The 21,192-nt window shown below is 60.8% G+C and carries 18 protein-coding genes; 14 read left to right on the forward strand and 4 right to left on the reverse strand.

From position 1 onward, the window contains the following. Positions 1-511: 511 nt before the first annotated feature. Positions 512-928, forward strand: coding sequence for a four-helix bundle copper-binding protein (locus K410_RS41040; protein WP_028137163.1), 417 nt, complete (start codon positions 512-514; stop codon positions 926-928). 203 nt (positions 929-1,131) lie between these two features. Here K410_RS41040 and K410_RS0123660 read toward each other — a convergent pair whose 3' ends face one another. The 3 genes from K410_RS0123660 to K410_RS0123670 all read right to left on the reverse strand — a co-directional run bounded on the left by K410_RS0123660 (position 1,132) and on the right by K410_RS0123670 (position 5,873). Beyond that, positions 1,132-2,379 carry a cation:proton antiporter gene (locus K410_RS0123660; RefSeq protein ID WP_028137164.1) on the reverse strand — a complete coding sequence of 416 codons (1,248 nt, stop codon included), beginning with the start codon at positions 2,377-2,379 and terminating at the stop codon, positions 1,132-1,134. Between the two features lie 844 nt (positions 2,380-3,223). Further along, positions 3,224-3,892, reverse strand: coding sequence for a response regulator (locus K410_RS0123665; protein WP_028137165.1), 669 nt, complete (start codon positions 3,890-3,892; stop codon positions 3,224-3,226). Then, complete coding sequence (locus K410_RS0123670) at positions 3,864-5,873, reverse strand: sensor histidine kinase (RefSeq protein WP_245269437.1); 2,010 nt, start codon at positions 5,871-5,873, stop codon at positions 3,864-3,866. The genes K410_RS0123665 and K410_RS0123670 overlap by 29 nt, the downstream gene beginning before the upstream one ends. Positions 5,874-6,104: 231 nt before the next feature. Here K410_RS0123670 and K410_RS0123675 point away from each other — a divergent pair, with 231 nt between their 5' ends. The 10 genes from K410_RS0123675 (at position 6,105) to K410_RS0123715 (ending at position 15,302) form a co-directional block, all read left to right on the forward strand. Beyond that, entirely contained in the window at positions 6,105-6,887 is a 783-nt protein-coding gene (locus K410_RS0123675; RefSeq protein ID WP_245269439.1) for a Crp/Fnr family transcriptional regulator, read from the forward strand. Positions 6,888-6,963: 76 nt separating this feature from the next. Then, positions 6,964-7,170, forward strand: coding sequence for a hypothetical protein (locus K410_RS0123680; protein WP_028137168.1), 207 nt, complete (start codon positions 6,964-6,966; stop codon positions 7,168-7,170). 90 nt (positions 7,171-7,260) lie between these two features. After that, entirely contained in the window at positions 7,261-7,776 is a 516-nt protein-coding gene (locus K410_RS0123685; RefSeq protein ID WP_028137169.1) for a PRC-barrel domain-containing protein, read from the forward strand. Positions 7,777-7,948: 172 nt separating this feature from the next. Then, the gene (locus K410_RS37160) at positions 7,949-8,320 is read left to right on the forward strand and encodes a hypothetical protein (protein ID WP_049820184.1); all 372 of its coding nucleotides are present in this window, start codon (positions 7,949-7,951) and stop codon (positions 8,318-8,320) included. 2 nt (positions 8,321-8,322) lie between these two features. Beyond that, positions 8,323-8,580 (forward strand): DUF5985 family protein, encoded by a 258-nt coding sequence (locus K410_RS0123695; protein ID WP_028137170.1) that lies wholly within the window; start codon positions 8,323-8,325, stop codon positions 8,578-8,580. Next, the gene (locus K410_RS0123700) at positions 8,581-8,856 is read left to right on the forward strand and encodes a DUF5985 family protein (protein WP_028137171.1); all 276 of its coding nucleotides are present in this window, start codon (positions 8,581-8,583) and stop codon (positions 8,854-8,856) included. 134 nt (positions 8,857-8,990) lie between these two features. Beyond that, positions 8,991-9,362 (forward strand): BA14K family protein, encoded by a 372-nt coding sequence (locus K410_RS38610; protein WP_080672199.1) that lies wholly within the window; start codon positions 8,991-8,993, stop codon positions 9,360-9,362. Between the two features lie 556 nt (positions 9,363-9,918). Continuing rightward, positions 9,919-12,138, forward strand: a complete 2,220-nt coding sequence (locus K410_RS0123710; RefSeq protein ID WP_049820185.1) for an alpha,alpha-trehalose-phosphate synthase (UDP-forming) — start codon at positions 9,919-9,921, stop codon at positions 12,136-12,138. A gap of 140 nt (positions 12,139-12,278) precedes the next feature. Next, entirely contained in the window at positions 12,279-12,470 is a 192-nt protein-coding gene (locus K410_RS39770) for a hypothetical protein (protein ID WP_155253562.1), read from the forward strand. Positions 12,471-12,809: 339 nt separating this feature from the next. Beyond that, positions 12,810-15,302, forward strand: coding sequence for a glucose/quinate/shikimate family membrane-bound PQQ-dependent dehydrogenase (locus K410_RS0123715; protein ID WP_049820186.1), 2,493 nt, complete (start codon positions 12,810-12,812; stop codon positions 15,300-15,302). 46 nt (positions 15,303-15,348) lie between these two features. Here K410_RS0123715 and K410_RS0123720 read toward each other — a convergent pair whose 3' ends face one another. Further along, positions 15,349-16,440 carry a c-type cytochrome gene (locus K410_RS0123720; protein ID WP_028137175.1) on the reverse strand — a complete coding sequence of 364 codons (1,092 nt, stop codon included), beginning with the start codon at positions 16,438-16,440 and terminating at the stop codon, positions 15,349-15,351. 771 nt (positions 16,441-17,211) lie between these two features. Between K410_RS0123720 and K410_RS0123725 the strand changes: the two genes are divergently transcribed. From K410_RS0123725 to K410_RS0123735, 3 genes are read left to right on the forward strand one after another with little or no spacing between them, the layout of a single operon-like run. Beyond that, positions 17,212-17,586: a c-type cytochrome gene (locus K410_RS0123725; RefSeq protein WP_210164240.1), complete on the forward strand. Its 375-nt coding sequence runs from the start codon at positions 17,212-17,214 to the stop codon at positions 17,584-17,586. Next, entirely contained in the window at positions 17,583-18,611 is a 1,029-nt protein-coding gene (coxB, locus tag K410_RS0123730; protein ID WP_245269441.1) for a cytochrome c oxidase subunit II, read from the forward strand. The genes K410_RS0123725 and coxB overlap by 4 nt, the downstream gene beginning before the upstream one ends. Before the next feature lie 44 nt (positions 18,612-18,655). Then, positions 18,656-21,187, forward strand: coding sequence for a cbb3-type cytochrome c oxidase subunit I (locus K410_RS0123735; protein ID WP_028137178.1), 2,532 nt, complete (start codon positions 18,656-18,658; stop codon positions 21,185-21,187). Positions 21,188-21,192: the final 5 nt, after the last annotated feature.

Consider the following 21,192-nt stretch of genomic DNA (forward strand, 5'->3'; position numbering starts at 1 on the left):
TCGTGCGTGATGATCTCACACGGGTTCACTGGCGTGGCGGCTGGGGCATCGGCGCCGGATTGGTGGCGGGCGCTTTGATCGGCTCAGCGATTGCCACTCCTCATTACTATGCCGGGTACAGGCCTCTCTACGGGTACCGCTATCCATACGGTTATGGCGGTTACTATCCCGCGTACAGCTACACACCCTATTGGGGTGGCTACGGCTGGGGACCGCGACCCTACGCCTGGGGCCCACGGCCCTGGCGCTACAGCTACGGCTGGTCCGCACCGAGGCCGTGGGGCTATGGAGTCCGGCGTGCGCACCCTTGGCACCACAGCTACGGCTGGGTGCCACGACATCACCGGAATCATCACGGGGTGATCCGAGCGCACCATCGGTGGTGATGGGCCGCCCTCACGGACTGCCCGGCGCGATCGGGCGTAGCCGCGCCGGGCAGCGGGGTGGCTGGAACCTCCGCAGAACTAGAAACCATTCCTGCGGCCGCCGATTGGAAGGCCGGCAGGGAACGATGGAGAGTTCAATGCAAGCCCAAGCAATGATCAGCACGCATCCGCAGGTTCGCGGAAATACAAACGACGCTCTCATTCGCTGCATCGAGGAGTGCTACTCCTGCGCACAGACATGCACGTCCTGTGCGGACGCGTGTCTCGGGGAAGACAAGGTACAATCCCTGACCCAATGCATCCGGCTGAATATGGACTGCGCCGACATCTGCAACATCACCGGGAGGATCGCGACGCGCCGAACCGGGTCCGACGAGGAGATGATCCGCAGAATGCTCGAGGCCTGTACCGCGGTGTGCCGGCTCTGCGCCGAGGAATGCGAAAGACACGCCGAGATGCATGAACATTGCAGGATTTGCGCCGACGCGTGCCGCCGGTGCATGAGCGCTTGCGAAGAAGCGCGACCCAGCCTCACACATTAGATGAGCCTCGCGTTCGCCAGCAACGTCATGGTACTGATCGGGACCCCGGGGGCGATATCCCGATCATTGTTATCGTGGTATTTCTAACGCTTCCGCTGCCGCCGAACTTGGCGGTGGCGGCCGCGGCAATAGCCCAGGATTTCTCTGGGCGCAAACACCCGCGACCTCTGTACGATTGAAGCGGAACCGGCTTGTCGGAGCGTTTATCGGACCGTACGCCTCGTAACCCAGCCCAGGGTCGATCCTTGGACAATGATGCTGAACAAAACGACTGCATAGGTCGAGGCGAGAATGGCGGCTTTCGCTGGGCTATCCGGCAGTGACAAGGCAAGTGCAACAGAAATGCCGCCACGAACACCGGCCCACGTCAGAAAGGGCGCATTGCGCATTGAGAGAAGACGCGTCCATCCGAACACGAAAGGCTGCACTGCAACCGAAACGAAGCGAGCGAAAAGAACGATTGGCACAGTCGATGCCGCAAGGCCGAAGCTGCGAAGATCAAAGCGCAGGATCAGCGTCTCCAGCCCGATTAGCAAGAACAGGACTGAATTGAGAATTTCGTCGATGAGCGTCCAGAGTGCGAAAAGATAACTTTGTGTCTGCTCACTCATCGCATATCGCGGCCCTCGATCCCCGATGAGGAGGCCTGCCGCCACCATGGACAGCGGCCCGCTGACGTGCAAGTGGAGCGCAATCGCATAGGTTCCGGTGACAAGAGCGAGCGAGATCAGTACTTCGATCGCGTAGTCATCGATGAGCCGCATCGCGCGATACGCGACATAACCCGTCAGCAAGCCCAGCACGATCCCACCGCCAGCTTCGCGGATGAGCAATTCGGCTACCTCCGTGCTCGAAACATGCGCGCCTCCCTCGGAACTCGCAAATCGAAGCAAGATCGTGAACAGGACGATGCCGACGCCGTCGTTGAACAGTGCTTCGCCTTCAGTTTCGATCTTGAGTTCGCTCGGCACGTTAGCGTTGCGAAGTGTGCTCAGAACGGCGACGGGATCTGTCGGGCTGATCAAGGCGCCGAAGACGAGGGCCCAGGGCAGCGACATGGGTATTTCCATGAGGCTGCAGATGCACCAAAATAGAAGGCCAACGGTCGCCGTTGAAATCGCTGTTCCGAATACGGCCAAAATGAACACAGGAACGGCGCGGCTCCTCAGGGTCTCCAGATCCACATGCAGTGCGCCGGCGAACAGAAGAAACGCGAGCATCCCGTTCACAACGATCTCTGCGAAATCGATCTGGCGGAGACCCTCCGAAAGCCGTTCGAGAACATGAACGGTGGGAATTGCCGCGTCCAAGCCTATGAGAAACAGCGACGCCGTGACGCTTATCACCAGAAGTCCCACGCTGCGGGACAAAGGCAGGAACTTGTGATTGAGCCAGCCAAATACCGCGGACAGCGTCAATAGAACGGCCGCAATATCCATGAGCGAAAGCACCGCCGAACTCCACTTTCAGTGGCTGGACGTCTGACGTTGCCGCCTCCATGAAGGCAAGCGTCTGAGGCCAAGACCTGGCACAATTGATAGTGGCCTTTCACTCCGCGGTCCATTCGGGAGATGAAAGAGTTCAGATAGGGTGCCAGGTCGCGATTTGCCCTCGTGTCGGCGCGAGCCGTACAGAGACGACCAACCTCTGTGAGAATTCAGTGAGGACGAATCATTGCAGGGGCCGCTTAGTCCTGGTCGTTTGGGGCTTACCGCCGAACGTGGTTCCAGATGATCGGCGGGCCGCGACTTCCAGCGCCGCGAGACCGAGCGCGGAGAGCGCCGCGAGTAAGACCAGTAGTAGCAGGCTGCCGTCCATTCAGGGAACCATTTCTGATCTGCGCTCCCGCAAGGAGCTCAGGCCTGGAGGTGCGGTACTTGGCAGCCGACACCAATGTAGCCGTCGATCAAGCCATTGCATACGCGGATAGCAGCAAGCAGGCGACGTACACGCAGGCGAGGGCCATGCCGGTGGTCCGGGCTGTGCGGGCGTCTGCTCGCGAACCTACTTTTGCTCTAAGTCGAGGCAGCTGCTGATACTGCGTAAAAAGTTGCCGGCCGGCGCGTCCTCGAAAGAGTACGTTTCTCATATCAGCCTCCACGACCGACCGATCCGCCAAATATCCGCTCACCCGAACGAGTGTATGCCTCCCGTGAGGGAGAACTTGGTCGGCCAGTGCACGAAGGACACCGTAGTGGGCGGCAGCTCGTCGCACAGTCGGGAGAACAGTTGATGTGCGTCGGGATAATCCTGACATGAGCCGGATGTCCCCATGGACCCGACGGGAATCCGAGCTCAGACCGCAGCCCCCGTCCCTGCTTGGCCCAACCAGCCCACCGCTACGCCGTAGCGAACGATATCGGCACGCGTGAACAGCCCAAGCTTCTCCACAGCTCTTGCCTTGTAGGTTTCAACGGTCTTGATGCTGATGTTCAGCTGGTTGGCAATTTCCTTGTTGCTGAAGCCTTGGGCGATGAGGCGCAGGACTTCGCTCTCTCGTGGCGTGAGCTCACTCGCCGTCGTCGCGGCGGACGGATGATCGCCGGCCGAGGAAGGAAGTGCCTTCTCTGCGATTGCGGGGTCCAGATACAGGCCTCCGCTGGCGATCGCCCTCACTGCCCTTTCGAGCTCATCCGCAGCAGAGCGTTTGAGCAGATAGCCGCGCGCTCCGGCCTGAAGCATGGGTTGGACGTAGGCGTGGTCCTCGTGAACGGTTAACGCCAGCAGCCGAACTTGAGGCAGCTGTGTCGCGACCGCGCGGGCGACCTCGAGGCCACTGATGCCGGGAAGCGAAATGTCCAGGATGGCAATGTCCGGCGTGACCTGGCGAATGATATCGAGGGCTGTCTGTCCGTCCGTGGCTTCTCCCACGATCTCGATGTCCTCCACCGCCTGCAGCAGCGCTTTCATCCCAGCCAGAACGAGTGGATGGTCATCAGTCAACGTGATCCGGATCGGGCACATAGCCCATCTCCTCTGCTGGCACGGGAATTCTCATGAAAAGGGAGGTGCCGCGGCCCGGCTCAGACTCTATCGCCAGAGATCCGCCCAGAATCGTAAGGCGCTCTTCGATGACGGACAGGCCGAGCTTCGCATGGCGGGCATCACTGTGCGAGAACTCTTGAAGATCGAATCCTTTACCATCATCCTCGACGACGATCCGCAGCTCTGCCGTGCGTCGGTCTACCACCACGCTTACGTTTCTCGCCTTTGCGTGCTTGACCACATTATTTACGGCCTCCTGGACTGCGCGGTAGGCCGCGATCTCGACGTCCTGGCCGAGACGTTCCCTTCTGCCCAAGTGCTGGAAATCGACGCTGATTCCGAACCGCCGCTGGATTTCGGCGCAGGCCGCCTCGAGCGCCTTGTAGAGTCCGAGGTCGTCAAGAGCCGTCGGCCGAAGATCGGAGGCGACTTGATGGATGTCGCGGCCAATTCCTCTGGCCAGTCCTTGGAGCCAGTTGAGCTTCTCCAGCCCTCCTTTACGCTTATGACTTGCGCCGAGAAACGGCTCCAGGTTCTTGAGCCCCAAGAGAAGTCCGGTGATCGTTTGGCCGATTTGATCGTGGAGCTCTCGTGCGATGCGACGTCGTTCATTTTCCTCTGCTTCCGAAAGACGCCGCAGCAATCGCTGCCGCTCCAACTCGGCCCGCTTCGTTTCGTCGATATCCAGAATCACGCCATAAACGACGTCCGGATTTTTCTCGTCGAGTCGGGACAGACGCCCGCTGGCGCGTAGCCATCGACTGTGTGGAGGAGCGGTCCGGAAATCCGCGATCGCGACGTTTCCTGAACGACATCCCATGAGTGACGATTCAAACTGCTGCCGGTCGGCGGGCTCGATGCAGTTCAGCATGTGATCGATAGGCAAGCTGGTGTCACCGTCCGAGGAGCCGCCCATCTGCAACATCTCTCGCGCGCGAGGCGACACGAGCGCTTCCCTGGTTGCGAAGTTCCAGCTGAAAACGCCCAGATCTGCGGCATCAATTGTGAGCCTGCGCCGCTCTTCGCTGGCGCTGAGTGCCAAAGCTGCCTGGGCCTCCTGCTCGCGCCTGCGAAGAGAGATGTCCCGGATCGTGTACCAGGCCAAGGTCAGGGCAAGGACGAAGCTCAGGACCCCGCCCCCGGCCAGAAAGATGGCCGATCGATGAACGGGACCGTTGAGCTCTTGCGTCGGTATTCCGAAATGGACCGACCAGCCACTTGTGCCGGGTATGAGCTTGTAGATTGAATCGACCTGTTCGCCGGTGAGGGTCCTCTTGACATAGCTTCCTTGCGGCGCTGCGGCGATCGCCTGGCGCACGGTGGCGCTGGCTGACTGACCGAGCTCCGATTGCTCGCCGGCGGTACGAGCGACAATGTTGCCCTTTGCATCAACGACGAAACCGACCCAGCCCGTCGGAGCTCCCGCACTTTGCAATATCTGACTCACCGCATCCGGGACTAGGGCCACCGTGAGAACGAACTTCAATTGCCCATCGCGCTCGACAGGCGCCCTTACCGCAACGACTCGTTTGCCCGTAATCGGACTGGGAGGCCCAATTCCGCCGATCGCCGGTTTACGCGTCTTCAGGATCTGCTCGAAATTCTCCCGATCGGCTATCACCCGCATTCCGTCCGCGAGCGGACGGGTGACATCCAGCACCTGATTACCTCCGGGGTCGACCAGCTGAATCGTTTCCCAAAGCGTCCTGGCCTCGTTGACCCGCGTCGCCTCACGATAGAATGCATCGAGATCCGGCTTGTCCAGCGTAGCGGAGGCCGCAATCGTCTCGGCGATCTCGAGCTGCAAGCTGATCTCCGAGGCAAGCCGACCGACAACGTTGTCGAGGGTTTCCACCGCTGCCGCCTGTGAATGACTGCGCTGCTGCTGGGCATTCAGAAAAGCGACCCAGCCGGCAAACAGAGCCAGCGGCATTGCTGCTGCAATGAAGACGAGAACCAACGGGCGGCGCGCTGCACTCCGTGCAGTCGAGCTTCGCGCTTCCCTGTGAGCAGGAGCCGAATGTGACAACGAAATGCTCACGTCCCGCAGCTTCCTTCGGGTTTTGGGGTTGTCAGGGTTTTCCTGACAGCGCGGACGGTCACCCTGACTCCCAGGTTCGCGCGATCTGGCCCATGCTACAGACAATCGTAGTTGCGGTCTAGAATTGGGCTTGACATGGAACATCCATCAATGCGGCTGCTTGCAGAGAGCGATGCGTGCGACTTGAAACGGCCGAGCTATCAGGACCAATCCATCGACCTCAGCTGCAACGAACTCGTCTCACGGCTATCGGAACGCTCGCGCCAATCCCTGCTCGAAAAGTGTGAGAGGGTGCCGTTAGGCAAGCGTCAGGTGCTCTATGACCGGGGCATTCCTCTTCGTTTTGCCTATTTCATCGAGAGCGGCGGATGTTCAGTTGCGACGCGCGCGGGCGACTGCTTGCCGGTAGAGATCCACACACTCGGAAAGAAAGATTTCGTCGGAGTGCCGTTGATCCTCGGCATGCGCGTGTCGCCACATCGGTGCAGCGTGCAGGTCCGAGGCCATGCGCTGCGCATTCATTGCGACGAGTTGATCGCGTTGATCAAGCGAGACGCCGAACTCGAGAGGCTGCTCTTGGGATACGTGCAGGCGATCCTGATCCACAGCTCTCAGCTGTCCGCCTGCAACTCCCGGCACACCCTGCACCAGCGCCTTGCCCGATGGCTAGTTGTGGCCAGCGATAGGCTCGGATCGCGGGAAGTGCCGTTTACGCACAGCTACATTGCGAACGCACTGGCCGTCCGGCGCGCGGGGGTTACTGTCGCTTTAGGAGAGATGATGCGAGAGGGAGTGATCAGCTGCCGAAGGGCGGGGATCGTCGTTGCGGATGGAGCGCGGTTGAGATCGATGTCCTGTGATTGTCACAGCGTCATCCTGTCTGCGCATGAGCGCTCCTGTACGGTACCGCCCGTTCGCATTGCTTATTCGTAACCTGTTGCTGCGTCCAGCTGCAAGTCGCGAGCGGCGAACGGATCCGAGGGATGCTGGCGAGGATGGCGACAAGTGGATGGAGGTGAAGGTGAAAACGGATGCTGAGGTTTTGGTAGCCGCCGTAGAAGAAGCTCAACGCCTGCTTGCCGCCTACGAGAATCCCCACTGCAAATGCTCTCGGGATGACGTCATCGCAATGGTTGAATTCATCTTGTGCGATCCGTCCGTCACGCGGGCGATGCTTCGCCAAAAGATGCGCGCGCGCCTCATGTTGGTCGGCTAGATGAAAACCTGCGAGTCCACCTTCGAGCTTTTCGAACTTCCAGGCGCGCGGGGAGTTGGTGACAATCCACCAACCTGAGGAGAGTACTCCATGAAAAGACTTCTGTGCGCCGTTTCGACAGCGATGCTTCTGACCGCTCCGGTTGCTGCGCAGTCACCCCAAAACAACGCGAATCCGGCTACTCCCAACCAGCAACCGAGCGCTGCATCGACCGCTTCCGTGCAGAAGCAAGGCGAGTGGCGCGCCTCGAAGCTCGTCGGTGTAGCCGTCTACAACAACAGCAACGAGAAGATCGGCGACATCAACGACATCATCCTGGACACGGGCGGCCGAGTCGCCAATGTAGTGATCGGCGTAGGCGGTTTCCTTGGAATGGGCGAGCGCAACGTCGCGGTCGGTTTCGATCAGCTCAAGTTCGCAAGGGAGCCGATGAAGGCGGCTTCCGGCGATGCCTCTGGGAAGGCAGGCAATGCCAATCCGGGAAGCACGACGGGAACGGGAGCCGCAACCACAGGGTCCAGCCGAAATGACAATTGGTATCCGGATCACGTGGTGCTGAACGCAAACAAGGATCAGCTGAAGCAAATGCCAGAATTCAAGTACTGAGCCGGCCTCGAGCAGAACGCTCGAGCCACTCCAGTTCACGAGGCGGCGTCATGCGAATGACGCCGCCTTCGACTTGCATATGTCATTTCATTTATTACGTGCCTGCGGCGGACGATCCTTGACTAGGTACTTTCTGAATAGCCCGGCTTCGCCGTGCTGATTGAGATCGAAGATGTCTGACGAAGAGCTGCCGCATGACGTAATGGAGCTGGTCCGTCGCTACATCCATTCGGTGGCGCAACTCGAGGCACTCCTGTTCTTCCATGAGCGGCCCGGCGAGCGCTGGGACGTCGAATCTCTCTCTAAGCGTCTTTATGCTGGCAAGGCAGAGATGGCCGATGCCCTGGCGACGCTTCGGCGAGATGGCTTCCTCGAGGGTGGCCCGGCACTTTACGAATTCGCTCCACGATCCGAATTGCGGGCTGCTGTCGAGGCTCTGCGCAAGGCATATTCACGGCACCTCATTCCGATCACTTACATCATCCACACCAAGCCGCGCCGGATTCAGGCATTCTCGGATGCCTTCAGGATCCGAAAGGACTGAACATGGCTGCCGTCATCTACAGCCTTTGCGCATTAACGAGCGGATTCTGCGCTTGGCTGCTGGTTCGAGCATACTCTGCGAGCAGGTCGAAGCTGCTGTTGTGGAGCGCGGTCTGCTTCGCAGGACTTGCGCTCGAGAACGGCGCTCTGTGGATCGACAAGATCGTCTTTCCTCGAGACGACCTTTCCGCAATACGCGTGTCGATCGGCCTGTTCGCCATGACCGTCCTGCTGCTCGGAATGATTTGGGAGGCCGAATAAATGGACCATCTCGCTCCTGTGCTCGAAGGTGCGACGGCATTCGCATCACTCATGGCAAGCGTCTATTTCCTGAAATTCTGGCGCAAAACGAGCGATGCTCTTTTCCTGTTCTTTGCCGCAGCATTCGCAATCGATTCCGTTGCGCGCTTCCTGATGGCGGTCGTGCAGGTGACGAGTGCAAGCGAGCCTGTCTACTTCATTCCGCGTCTGGTCACATTCAGCCTGATCGCCCTTTCCATTGCCGGGAAGAACGCGCTGCCCAACAAGAGGACGTGAAGCTGTTCTACAGACGCGATTCGCACGCTCCTGTTTTGGTGCAGTAGCGTACAACCTTTCGATCGCGTGTGCGCAGCCCATTCTCGGAACGCAGCGCAGGCCACCTCGTTGGCACGTTGTGCAAACAGAAGAGGATGTTACCCATGGTACCCATGAAGCCCATGATCGCCGTGACGGCATTGATGTCGGTCGCATGCACGCCTGCGCTTGCCGCTCCGATGTCGCCCAAGTCCATCAAGCCGGACACTCAAGTGCAGCAGGTGCAGTATCGACATTGGCATGGCCACAGAGGCCACCGACACGGTGGATGGCGCGGGCATCACTACTATGGCTCCGGCGCTGCGGCGCTGGGTGGTCTCGCTGCCGGCGCGATGATCGGAGGCGCGATCGCCAACAGCCGGGCACAGGCTGATGCGAATGCATATTGCTCGCAGCGATATCGGTCGTATGACCCCGCTTCAGGAACGTATCTCGGCTACGACGGAATGCGGCATCCCTGTCCCTGACGGTCAGCGTGTCCCGATGGCGTGGTCCCGGGGCGCGCTTGCCGCCGTCCCCGGCCCTGCTCAGTCGCTGCTGCTTCTCCCCCGGTACATCGCAAGGCCTTGCCTGGCGGGATCGGCGGCAGCGCGGCTCGCGCAATGAAATCCGGTACAGTTCCGTACCGAAGATGGCCGATCCTGTCCGCTTCCGCTTGCCCACCGGCGTCCTGAAAAGGATAGTGCCGCGGGGGCTCTTATGATTAGAAAACCGAATCGGACGGCACTCGTCGTGGTTCCGCAGGCATACTGCTGGTCTTGTGAAGAGAAGACGCCGCATCGGCATGAACGATTGGCAATCCGGGGAGCGCAGGTGGCGCGCACGATCTGCTTGGCCTGCAACAACGAGCGCGGCAGCGTTGCGCCGGAGAGGCAGCCCATCAGTTCCAACTGAGGGCAGTCACTCACCGGACACACCATCTGCCCGCACAACACTAGTGGCACAATTCCGCTCAGAACCTGAACTGCGCTGCTCGCCGCGCCGACTGCCCGTTCTTGCGGGTCAAGTGGTGGCAACCGGGTGATGCCGATATCGTACAAGCAGTTCTTCCGCTACGGCATGTTCGGTTTGGCTGTGGCGGCGCTTGTGGCGTTTGGCATCTCCCCGTTCACGGGAGGGATTGTGCAGCAATGGTCGCGAAGCGATGTCGAGGCCAGGTCGAAGTTGGTTTTCAACGCCATCCAGCCGCTACTCAGCGTTGACGTGGAAGAACGTGCGTGGACCCGGCTCTCCGACCTCTTCAAGAGGGTGGCGCTCGACCAGAAGATTCTCGCGGTCGGATTCTGTGATACGGGCGGATCGTTGGTCGCGCCGACCCCCGAGATGCCGGCGGACTTCTCGTGCGAAAAGTTCGCCAGATCCGAGAACGACAGCTTCGCGACCATTACGAGCGGCGGACGGCGGGTTCTTGTCGCTGCCTTTCCCGTCGCGAGCAGCCGCGGGCGGTCGTATCTCGTCATACTGACCGACCTCAGCTTTGCGGCCGCCAGATCGAGCCAGGTAGTGGCGTATCTCCTCGCGGCGCTCGCCGGAGTCGTACTGGTCTTGACCGTCGGCACCATCATCTTCGCCATGATCATGATGAGGGGGTGGATGAGTGCCTTGCGGCGGGCAGTCGACGAGGTTCGTCGCGGTGCTCAGGGGGGCGAACCCAAGCTGAGTGGTTCGTCGATCGATCGCGAGATCCACAAGCTGCTGCGCGATGCAGAGCACATACCGTTTACAAGTCAGATCGAGTGGACGCCACAATCGTTGCAGCAGGTGTTGCATGGGACGCTACCTGGGGCCGAAGTGATCGTCGTGGCCAATCGCGAGCCATACATCCACAACGCTTCGGAAGGAAGAGTCGTGGTGCAGAGGCCGGCGAGCGGCTTGGTCTCCGCGCTGGAGCCGATCATCCGCGCCTGCGGCGGCACATGGATTGCGCATGGCAGCGGCAGCGCGGACCGTGAGACGGTTGATGAACACGACAGAATTCGCGTGCCAGAGGCGGCTCCGGCGTACACGCTTCGGCGGATATGGATCTCCGAAGAAGAACAGGACGGGTATTATTACGGCTTCGCCAACGAAGGGCTCTGGCCGCTGTGCCACATCGTTTTCGTGCGTCCTACGTTCAGGCTGCGTGATTGGCAGCTGTATCGGCAGATCAATCAGCGCTTTGCCGATGCAGTCGTTGCCGAGGCACGCACCGAAGATCCCGTCGTGCTGGTCCAGGACTATCATTTCGCGCTCGTGCCGAAGATGATCCGTGAACGCCTGCCGAAGGCGACGATCATCACGTTCTGGCATATCCCATGGCCGAATGCGGAGACCTTCAGCATCTGCCCGTGGAAGGAGGAGATTATCGAAGGAATACTCGGCAGCACGATTGTCGGCTTTCACACCCAGTTTCACTGCAACAACTTCATCGAAGGTGTCGACCGCTTTCTGGAAAGCAGGATCGACCGCGAGGTGCAGGCGGTCAGCGTCGGGGGACATGAGGCCAGGATACGCGCCTATCCGATTTCGATAGAATGGCCGCCGAGGGAGCTGGAAAAGCTGCCGGCTGCTGCGCAATGCCGGTCCGACGTCATCGCGCAATTCGGTTTGCCGGAGGACACGCGGCTGATCGTGGGCGTCGAACGCTTCGACTACACCAAAGGCATCCTTGACCGGATGCGGGCCATCGATGCGCTCTTGTCACGAGATCCGGCCTGGACAGATCGGCTCGCATTCATCCAGGTCGCGGCTCCGACCCGCAGCAAGCTGAGCTCATATTCGAGACTACAGGCGGAAGCAGAGGCGCTGGCCGCGGAAATAAACGAACGTCATCAAGGTCGTCAGCGCGTGATCCGTCTGATCGTTCAGCATTACGAGCCTTCGGATGTATTCCGGCTGTTCAGGGCAGCCGATGTCTGCATCGTCAGCAGCCTGCACGACGGAATGAACCTGGTCGCAAAGGAGTTCGTAAGCTCTCGGGAGGACGGCGCCGGGGTGCTCGTCCTGTCGAGCTTTACCGGAGCTTCACGAGAGCTTTCCGAAGCGCTCATCGTCAATCCATACGACATCGAAGAGATGGCATCAGCGATCGAACTGGCGCTCTTGATGCCGCTGGAGGAGCGAGCCGAACGCATGAACCTGATGCGACAGCAAGTGAAGGAGCACAACGTCTATCGCTGGGCGGGAGCGATGCTGCTCGATGCTTCGAGAAGCCGTACCCGCGAGCGGGTTCTCGGCATGGCCGCCAGAACTCGCATTGACTGAAGCCGAACCGATCGCATCTGTCGGAATAAGTTGATCGAGAAAGTAGGTACGTTAGCGTACTGGCCGACCTTTCCAGGGCGAACGGATGATCGCACGCTCCAGCTCGGGCGCCTCCGCGCTCAAAGAGAGGGAAGCCGAGCGTGAACATCCTGATTGGAGCCGTGATGCTTGCGGCCGCAGCCACCCTGATCCTCATTGGACGTCCAAATCGTGCTGGCGAACACCCGAGGTTCTTGCGCTTTGAGGCAGCGCTGGTTCTGTATCCTCCGATCGTTCTGTCGTTCATTGCCCTTGGCGCCGCAGCGTTCATTTCAGGGCTGCTATCCAGCTAGTTCATTCTCGAATTCAACATGCGCGTACGCGGGATTGCGGCAGCCGACCGCCAGAGGCAGACGCGCACTCTTCCACGTCCTGCCTCATCCGTCATTCAGGGCGGCTGGAGGAGCCGGAGCCGGCAGGCCCGACTGCCGCATCAGCAGCTTTCGCCATACACCCGGGTCCTGCCGTCCGGCCGATGAGCGTTGCCCAGGAACGAGAGGTGCCAAGGAACGTCCCGACGACGCCCACGTTGCCGTCGCGTGACTGTGCGGCCTGTTCGGGCAGCAGCGCGCCGCGCTTCTGATGCCAGTGCTGGGCTTAGCAAGCGCTCTCCGGGCTTAAAGGTGGTAAGTATGGTACTTCGAAACGTCATTCTCATGACGCTTGCGGTTGCGCTCCTCGCGATGGGCGTCGCCTTGACGGCCGGGGGTCTCTGGCTGATCGCCCTTGGCGGGTCCTGGTACTACGCCCTGTCTGGCCTCGCGTTTCTGGCAAGCTCGATCTTCCTGTTTCGCCGCGACGAACGGGCGTTGTGGGTCTTTTGCTTCGTTACCGCGGGCACCCTGGTTTGGTCGCTGTGGGAGGTCGGCCTGGACTGGTGGCCGCTGGCCGCGCGCGGCAGCATCATCTTCGTCATCGGTGCAATCCTGTTGACCCCCTGGATTGCTGGTAGCTTGGCCCGGAGGGACTCCGCATCGTCTCGACTTCGTCAGGGATCCGCATGGCGTGGCGGCGGATTGGCACTGTCGATCGTGCTATGCGCGGCGCTCCTGGTGGCTGCCGCGTCTTGGACGACCGATCCGCATCGCTTGGTGGCAAAGACGACTTCCGTCTCCAAATCAACGCCGGACCCGCCGGCTGTAGCAGCGCAAGATGTGCCGCCAGGTGAGTGGCACGCCTACGGGCGCGCCGGACGTGGCCAGCGCTATTCGCCCCTCGATCAGATCACGCCGCAGAACGCCGGGAAACTCCAAGTGGCCTGGACCTATCATACCGGCGACATGCGAGGGCGACCCGGCGATCCCGAAGAGACGACGTTTGAAGTGACGCCGCTGAAGATCGGCGATCGGCTTTATCTCTGCACGCCGCATCAGTCGGTCATTGCCTTGGACGCGACCACCGGAACGGAGATCTGGCGCTATGACCCGAAGATTCTCGACAAGCTCGCCCTTCAGCATCTCACCTGCCGCGGGCTGTCCTACTATCCCGGCGCTTCCGATGCGAACAGGAATGCTGTCGATACCGCAGCTGCTCCGGAGGCGGCTACCAACAAGCCGGTCCCCGACATGCCGATTGCCGCCGCGGACGGCGTGCCGACCGCGAACTGCACGGCGAAGCTGTTCATGCCCACAGCGGATGGCCGATTGATCGCGCTCGATCCTGACAGCGGAGCGGTGTGCCGCGACTTCGGCAGAGGGACCGGCCAGATCAATCTTTGGGCCAACATGCCGAATGTGCGGCCCGGCGCCTACTATTCCACTTCGCCGGTGGTTGTCGCGGGCGGCCTGGTGATCGTCGGCGGCACGGTGCTCGATAATGTCTCGACCAAGGAGCAGTCCGGTGTGATCCGTGGCTTCGACATCCGGACTGGCGATCTGATCTGGAACTGGGATTCCGGCAACCCCGACCAGACGGCGCCGCTTCCGCCAGGTCAGACCTATACGGCCAATTCGCCCAACAGCTGGTCGATCATGAGCGTCGATGAAGCGCTCGGGCTCGTGTACGTGCCGCTCGGCAATCAGCCGCCCGATCAATGGGGCGGCAACCGAAGCGAAAGCGTCGAGCGATTCTCCTCTTCGGTCGTCGCTCTGGAAGTCGCCACGGGCAAGGTGCGCTGGGCGTTCCAAACCGTGCACCACGACCTCTGGGATTACGACGTGCCCTCGCAACCTACTCTGATTGACCTGACGATCAAGGGACAGACCGTTCCGGCCTTGGTCCAGCCGACCAAGCAGGGCGAAATCTTCGTGCTGGACCGGCGGAACGGAAGCCCGGTCCTCCCGGTGACGGAAACGCGCGCGCCGCAAGGTGCGGCCAAGGGAGATCACACGGCGCCAACGCAGCCGGTGTCCGCGTTGTCATTCAATCCGGCACCGCTCAACGGTGCCAGCATGTGGGGGGCGACGCTGTTCGATCAGCTCGCGTGCCGTATCCAGTTTCGCCGCCTGCGATATGAAGGACGCTTCACGCCTCCATCCACCGATGGATCGCTCGTTCATCCCGGCAACTTTGGCGTATTCAACTGGGGCAGCATTGCCGTCGACCCGCAGCGACAGATCGCGTTCGTGACGCCCGCCTCGCTCGCGTTCGTGTCTCAACTCGTGCCGCGCGCCGACGATCGGACCATGTATGTCCAAGGCAACAACAGGCCTGAGAACAGCCTTCCGGCGCTGAATGAGAATTTTGGAGCTCCGTTCGCAGTGAAGCTGTCGGCCTTCACGTCACCGCTCGGATTGCCTTGTCAGGCTCCGCCTTGGGGCTATGTGGGCGCTGCGGACCTTACCACCGGAAACGTGCTTTGGCAGCACAAGAACGGCACGGTCAGAGATCTCATGCCGGTTCCAATCCCGTTCAAAATGGGCGTGCCAAACCTTGGTGGGCCTGTCCTCACGGCCGGAGGCGTCGCCTTCCTATCGGGCACGCTCGACTATTATCTGCGCGCCTACGACGTGATCACGGGCGAGCAGATCTGGGAGGGCCGGCTGCCGGCTGGAGGGCAAGCTACGCCGATGACCTACCTCGGCGCCGATGGACGTCAGTTCGTCCTGGCCGTCGCGGGCGGGCACGGTTCGCTCGGGACTAAGCGGGGCGATGCGGTGATCGCATACGCTTTGCCCAAGAACTGACCCCTCCCCTTCACCGCAAGATCGGCCGACAGCCTCCTCGCCCATCTTATCTGAGTGCGTTGTAGTACATTGCGACACCCTCGATGTCTTCATCAGTCAAGCCACGCGCCGCAGCCGACATGACTTCCGCCAAGCGGCCACCTCGCTTGCCTGCCCGAAAGAGCCGCAGCTGATTGGCAAGATGGAAAGCGTGCTGTCCCGCAAGACCGGGATATTGGGGAATGTTCTCGCTCGCACGCCCATCTCTTCCGTGACAGGCCTGGCAGGCAGGAATTCCGCGCGACGGTGCGCCGTGTTCGGCAAGGATGGCTCCAAGCTGGCGCGCCTTTTCGGCTTTTTCGCTGATGTCGCTCTTTGCTACCTCGTCGAGCTTAATAGACGAATAGTAGCGCGCGAGTTCGGCTCGCTGTTGCCGGTCCAGGTTGGCGGCGGGTGGCGCCATCATCCCGCTGGGTCGGGTACCCGCTGCGAAGTCTTCCAACGCCATCTCGAGATACGCAGTTTTTTGCCCCGCGAGCCTCGGAACACTGCCGAGCGGGCTTCCCTCGCCGCGCGCTCCATGACAACCGCCACAGGCAAACGGACCCACGATCAATCCTTCGTTCGCCATTGTCCGGGCGCCCTGGCTTTCGCCGTCGCGCAGACGGGTGGCGGCCTTGTACTCTTCTGCTGGAATCTGTGGCATGCGTCTAAGGAATGCGACAAGTGCCCACACTTCGTCGTCTCGGCTCGGCGCTGGCCACGCCGGCATGCCGGTGTACTTGATTCCATGCTTTACGATCCAAAACAGCTGCGCGTCCGACCAGTCGTCGGAGACACGCGTGAGATCCGGTGGCTGCGGAAGCATGCCCAAAGCCACCGGATTCCGCGACAGGCCGGGCGCCCCGTGGCAAGTCGCACAGCCGGACTGAAAGTATAGCATGCCCTGTTCTACATGAGCGGGACCGAGTGGCGGCGCTTCTATTCCGACCGCGTATGTCTCGACCGAGTTCTGCATGCCGAACTGGAGAAATTTGCTGACCACCGCAAGATGCCCACTGGACGCGGCGATACTGTAGACGCCCGACCAAGCGAACAGGAATGCTGCCGTCGCCGCAGCACAGATGGAGATCAGCGTGCCCCACAACAGCTTCCGCATAGCGACTACCCAACTCGCACCCGATCAGCGAACCCACTCCGCGGAAGCGGCAGAGCCGCGGTCTAACCAACTTGCGCTCCAAAGCCTGGTTCCTGGATCCGGCGTGAGAGCGTGCATAGGTCGCAACTCGACTGATGAACGGCTCGCGCGGGCCAGTGCATCAGCCGCACCCAGGTTCGATCCTCTTCCGATCCGCTGTTCGCGCGGCTCCGCAGCTGAGCCACACCACCGGAGCGGCCAGCCTGGAAGAAACACCTCGCAAGGCGTACCGACGCCGGGGGCGGGGGAACGTCACACGAGTCAGGAGAGCAGTGCAGAGCAATCGGATGAAGCCGACTCGAATGATTGTACTGTATCGTACAGCAAATCCTCGTCTGCTAAGCCGATCCTCGTCAGGGCCAGGTCATTGCCGCTCGGTTAGGAACAATCATGATCCCGAGGGCTTTAGGGATCGTTCCGCGCGGAAGCCATAGATTGCCGTCAGGGGCACCTGGATCCAGTTTACTCCGCTACAACGAAGGCAAGCGAGATGCCCCCGCAGCGCTCTCCAGCTGCTCTCGATCGCAGGACTTCGCGTCAGGATTACGGATGTATCCCATCTTGCCAGCGGACCCCAAGACTCTCGCTGATCGAGACGCCTATGAAGGCTCGACCTTCGAGTTTCGAGATCGCGTGCCAATGCGCCAGCCGATCACGGGAGGGACAGTCAGGGGCTACCACACCAGCAATTTTGGAGAGACCCGGCGGGGCCCAGGACCAATCTGCGCTGTCGTGGCAGCTACGATTGTGATTCTAGGCGGCTGTTCCGATCCCCAGCAAGCGGCCGAGCAGAATCGCTACTTCGGTGAGCGCCGGACCTTGAATGGAGATGCGGCAAAAGGCCGGGAGCTCATTGCGGCCGTCGGATGCGGCACTTGCCACACCATTCCCGGCGTTCCGGGCGCCGTTGGGATTGTCGGCCCCCCACTGAACACGTTCGCCAACCGAACGTACATTGCGGGAGCGATTCCGAACGAGCCTGCCGCGCTTGTCGCTTGGGTGCGCGATGCGCCGTCGCTGGTACAGCAGACGGCCATGCCGCCATTCCCGCTCTCTTACCAAGAGGCGGTGCATATCGCCGCCTATCTGTACACCCTGAGAAAATGAAAGCGCTCTCGTCATTCGCCATTTTGGTTGCCGGCACTGGCGTCTCGGGCTGCACTTGGGTGCTGCCGGAAGAAAGCCATGGCAGCCGGCCGTCGTTGATGTGGTTGCAGTCAGCGCTGATCACGGCTGGTCCCAATGCGGAAGCCATCCGCACCCTGACCTGGATTATGGTTGTAGGTGCTGCGGCAATATTTCTGCTGGTTCTCTCCTTCACCGCGCATGCTGTGTTTGGCGGCACGAGGCGCGCCTGGATGAGCGGGCAACGCTTCGTCATCGTCTTCGGCATCGCCATGCCTATCGCTGTGCTTACAATTCTCTTGGTCTATGGGCTGATCCTTACGGGTCATTCGGCCGCTCGCGGGAATCCCGCAGCGCGCATCGAAGTCGTCGGCGAACGCTGGTGGTGGCGAGTGAACTATCTCGATCCGCAGGGGGCTCGGCAGCTCATGTCCGCAAACGAAATCCGCGTGCCTGCAGGCGTTCCTGTCGAGTTCATACTTAAATCAAACGACGTCATCCATTCGTTCTGGGTGCCGAGCCTGGCCGGAAAACTCGACATGATACCCGGACGGGTCAACAAGTATCAGTTTTTGGCCTCGCGGCCCGGGGTCTACCGCGGCCAGTGCGCAGAGTATTGCGGCGCTCAGCACGCCCTCATGGCGTTCTATGTGGTCGCCGTGGAGCGCGAGGATTATCCGACTTGGCTTGCGGATCAGAAAAGGCCGGCGAGCGATCCCGTGACCGAGCTGGGCGCCAGAGGAAAGGAGCTCTTCATCGCCTCCGGGTGCGGCGCCTGTCACACTGTACGCGGTACGGCGGCTTCGGGCCAAATCGGTCCCGATCTCACCCACATTGGCAGCCGGAAGTCGATCGCCGCCGGCAGCTTCCCCAACAATGCCGGCACCTTGGCAGGTTGGATCGCGTCCGCACAGCACTTAAAGCCCGGCAATTTGATGCCGTCATTTGCCAATCTGCACGGGGAGGAACTTCGCGCGATCGCGGAGTATCTCGAGGGTCTCAAGTGACTTCGCCTGCCGAACACCCATCCATCGCGAACTCGCGCGAGAACTTGCCCGCCGGGACTGACGGCTTTCCGAATTCGATTCCGCGGCCGGAGGGCGAACTCGACGAGCTGGAGCGAATCTGGGCGCCACCGCGCGGCTTCCATCTGATCTCAGCTGTCAACAACAGCTATGTCGGCGTCTGGTACGTCGGCGCATCGATGTTGTTCTTCGTTCTGGCGGGGATATTGGCGCTGATGATGCGCGCGCAGCTGGCCGTTCCGGAGAGCAGGCTAATCGGCCACGCCCTCTATAATCAGCTGTTCACTATGCATGGCACGCTGATGATGTTCTTGTTCGCCGTGCCCGCGGTCGAAGCCATGGGCGTGTATCTGCTTCCGAATTTGCAAGCTGCACGCGACCTCCCCTTTCCCCGATTGTCGGCATATGCATTCTGGGCATATTTCGTCGGTGGCCTTGCCTTCTTTTGCAGTCTCTTCTTCGGGCTGGCCCCAGATGGCGGCTGGTTTATGTATCCGCCCCTGACGAGCTATACGTATTCTCCTGGGATCAATGCCGACTTCTGGCTTCTCGGCATAGGATTCATCGAAATATCGGCCATCGCCGGCGCGATCGAGATCATCGTCGGCGTTTTGAAGACACGCGCACCGGGACAATCGCTCGACAAGCTTCCTGTGTACTCCTGGGCGATGCTGATTTTCGCGCTGATGATCGTTTTTGCCTTCCCTGCGATTATTATCGCCACAGTGCTTCTCGAGCTCGAGCGAGCATTCCACTGGCCTTTCTTCCTCGCTGAAAAGGGCGGCGATCCGCTGCTGTGGCAGCACCTCTTCTGGTTCTTCGGCCATCCCGAAGTGTACATCATCTTCCTGCCTGCCGCGGGCATGGTATCGATGATCGTGCCTGCGATGGCGCAGACGCCCCTCGTGGCGTACCGGCTTGTGGTGTTGGCCATCATCGGCATGGGTTTCCTGTCGTTCGGGTTGTGGGTGCACCACATGTTCACGACTGGCCTTCCTTCTCTTTCAATCAGCTTCTTCTCTGCGGCGAGTATGGCCGTGTCGATACCGAGCGGCATCCAGGTCTTCGCATGGATTTCGACCTTTGCGTTGGGTACCTTGCAGTGGAAGACCCCAGCCTACTTCATTCTTGGCTTTCTCTTCATCTTTACGATGGGCGGCCTGACCGGCGTGATGGTGGCAATGGCCCCGTTCGATTGGCAGGCACACGACACATACTTCGTGGTCGCTCACTTCCACTATGTCCTGATCGGCGGGATGGTCTTTCCGCTGTTTGCCGCCTTCTATTATTGGGCGCCCACCATATCGAGCAAGCCGCTCTCCGAGAGACTCGGCAAGACCGCGTTTTGGCTGATGTTCGTCGGCGTGAATGTCACCTTCTTCACGATGCACCTCACCGGCCTGATGGGCATGCCGCGTCGCACCTATACGTACATCGCGGCAATGGGCTGGGGCCCGCTGAACATGATCTCGACGGTGGGCGCATTCATGATCTCGGCCGGCGTTCTGACCTTTCTGATCGACCTTGCAAGAAACTTCCGTCCATTCGGGGCAAGCGCCGGAAATCCATGGAATGCGGGAACGCTTGAATGGCTGCCTACCGGCAACTATCAGACACGATCGATTCCCATCATCACAAGCCGCGAGCCGCTTTGGGACCAGCCCAACCTTGCCGAAGACGTGCAGCAGGGGCGTTACTACTTGCCGGGCGCGCCGACGCGGTCGCGCGAGACCATTGTGACCAGCCCCATCGAGGCGCGGCCACAATATGTGCTGAGGATGCCGGGCCCGAGTTGGCCGCCCGTGTTGGCGGCGCTGTTTACTGCCGCCTTCTTCTTTGGCTTGACCCTCAAACTCTTCATTCCGGCGTTCGCTTGCGGCGCACTTGCGACTGCCTGCGTTCTTTGGTGGCTATGGGACACGGACCCCGGTCCGGATGTGCCGGCTGTCGATATCGGCGGGGGCCTTGTGCTTCCGACCTACGTCACGGGTTCCGCCAGCCACAGCTGGTGGGCGATGATCGTACTCATCTTGGTCGCGGCTACTGCATTTGCGTGCCTGCTGTTCTCGTATTTATTTCTATGGACCGTAAAGCCGCAACTTTGGCCGCGAGCTTCGGCAGGTCTGCCGGATCTCGCCTGGCCGGTTGCTTCGGCTGCGATGTACCTGCTGAGCGGTGCAGGGGTATTTGCCGCGGGCCGGTTGCTCCCGCGCGGGCCGGTCAGAAGCGCCGTTCCGGTCGCCCTGCCTCTCGTCGCGGCCATACTGCTCATTCCGTTGCCTGTCGTCAGTGAGGTGCTTGCTCATCGCTCGATCGGCTTGTCGCCATCCGCGTCGAGCTACGGCGCCATCGTCTACGCCATTGTCTCATGGCAAGGATTCTTCGCGGCTGTTCTCGTGCTCATGGGACTGTACACGGCCGCTCGCTCGCTCACGGGCCGTCTGTCCGCCGAACGTCGCGTGACCTTCGATAACACCCAGATGCTTTGGCAGTACACCATCCTGCAGGGGATCGTGTCGCTCGCGATCGTTCATCTGTTTCCGCACCTCGTCGGGTAAGCGCG

Source organism: Bradyrhizobium sp. 22, assembly GCF_000482425.1.
In the GTDB taxonomy this organism is placed as follows: Bacteria; Pseudomonadota; Alphaproteobacteria; order Rhizobiales; family Xanthobacteraceae; genus Bradyrhizobium; species Bradyrhizobium japonicum_B.

Coding starts and splice junctions, on each gene's coding strand:
- K410_RS0123685 (WP_028137169.1), top strand. CDS start 7,261: ATGAAAAGACTTCTGTGCGCCGTTTCGACAGCGATGCTTCTGACCGCT.
- K410_RS0123710 (WP_049820185.1), top strand. CDS start 9,919: ATGCCGATATCGTACAAGCAGTTCTTCCGCTACGGCATGTTCGGTTTG.
- K410_RS0123700 (WP_028137171.1), top strand. CDS start 8,581: ATGGACCATCTCGCTCCTGTGCTCGAAGGTGCGACGGCATTCGCATCA.
- K410_RS0123695 (WP_028137170.1), top strand. CDS start 8,323: ATGGCTGCCGTCATCTACAGCCTTTGCGCATTAACGAGCGGATTCTGC.
- K410_RS0123665 (WP_028137165.1), bottom strand. CDS start 3,892: ATGTGCCCGATCCGGATCACGTTGACTGATGACCATCCACTCGTTCTG.
- K410_RS38610 (WP_080672199.1), top strand. CDS start 8,991: ATGTTACCCATGGTACCCATGAAGCCCATGATCGCCGTGACGGCATTG.
- K410_RS41040 (WP_028137163.1), top strand. CDS start 512: ATGGAGAGTTCAATGCAAGCCCAAGCAATGATCAGCACGCATCCGCAG.
- K410_RS0123680 (WP_028137168.1), top strand. CDS start 6,964: ATGGAGGTGAAGGTGAAAACGGATGCTGAGGTTTTGGTAGCCGCCGTA.
- K410_RS0123715 (WP_049820186.1), top strand. CDS start 12,810: ATGGTACTTCGAAACGTCATTCTCATGACGCTTGCGGTTGCGCTCCTC.
- K410_RS0123675 (WP_245269439.1), top strand. CDS start 6,105: ATGCGGCTGCTTGCAGAGAGCGATGCGTGCGACTTGAAACGGCCGAGC.
- coxB (WP_245269441.1), top strand. CDS start 17,583: ATGAAAGCGCTCTCGTCATTCGCCATTTTGGTTGCCGGCACTGGCGTC.
- K410_RS37160 (WP_049820184.1), top strand. CDS start 7,949: ATGTCTGACGAAGAGCTGCCGCATGACGTAATGGAGCTGGTCCGTCGC.
- K410_RS0123720 (WP_028137175.1), bottom strand. CDS start 16,440: ATGCGGAAGCTGTTGTGGGGCACGCTGATCTCCATCTGTGCTGCGGCG.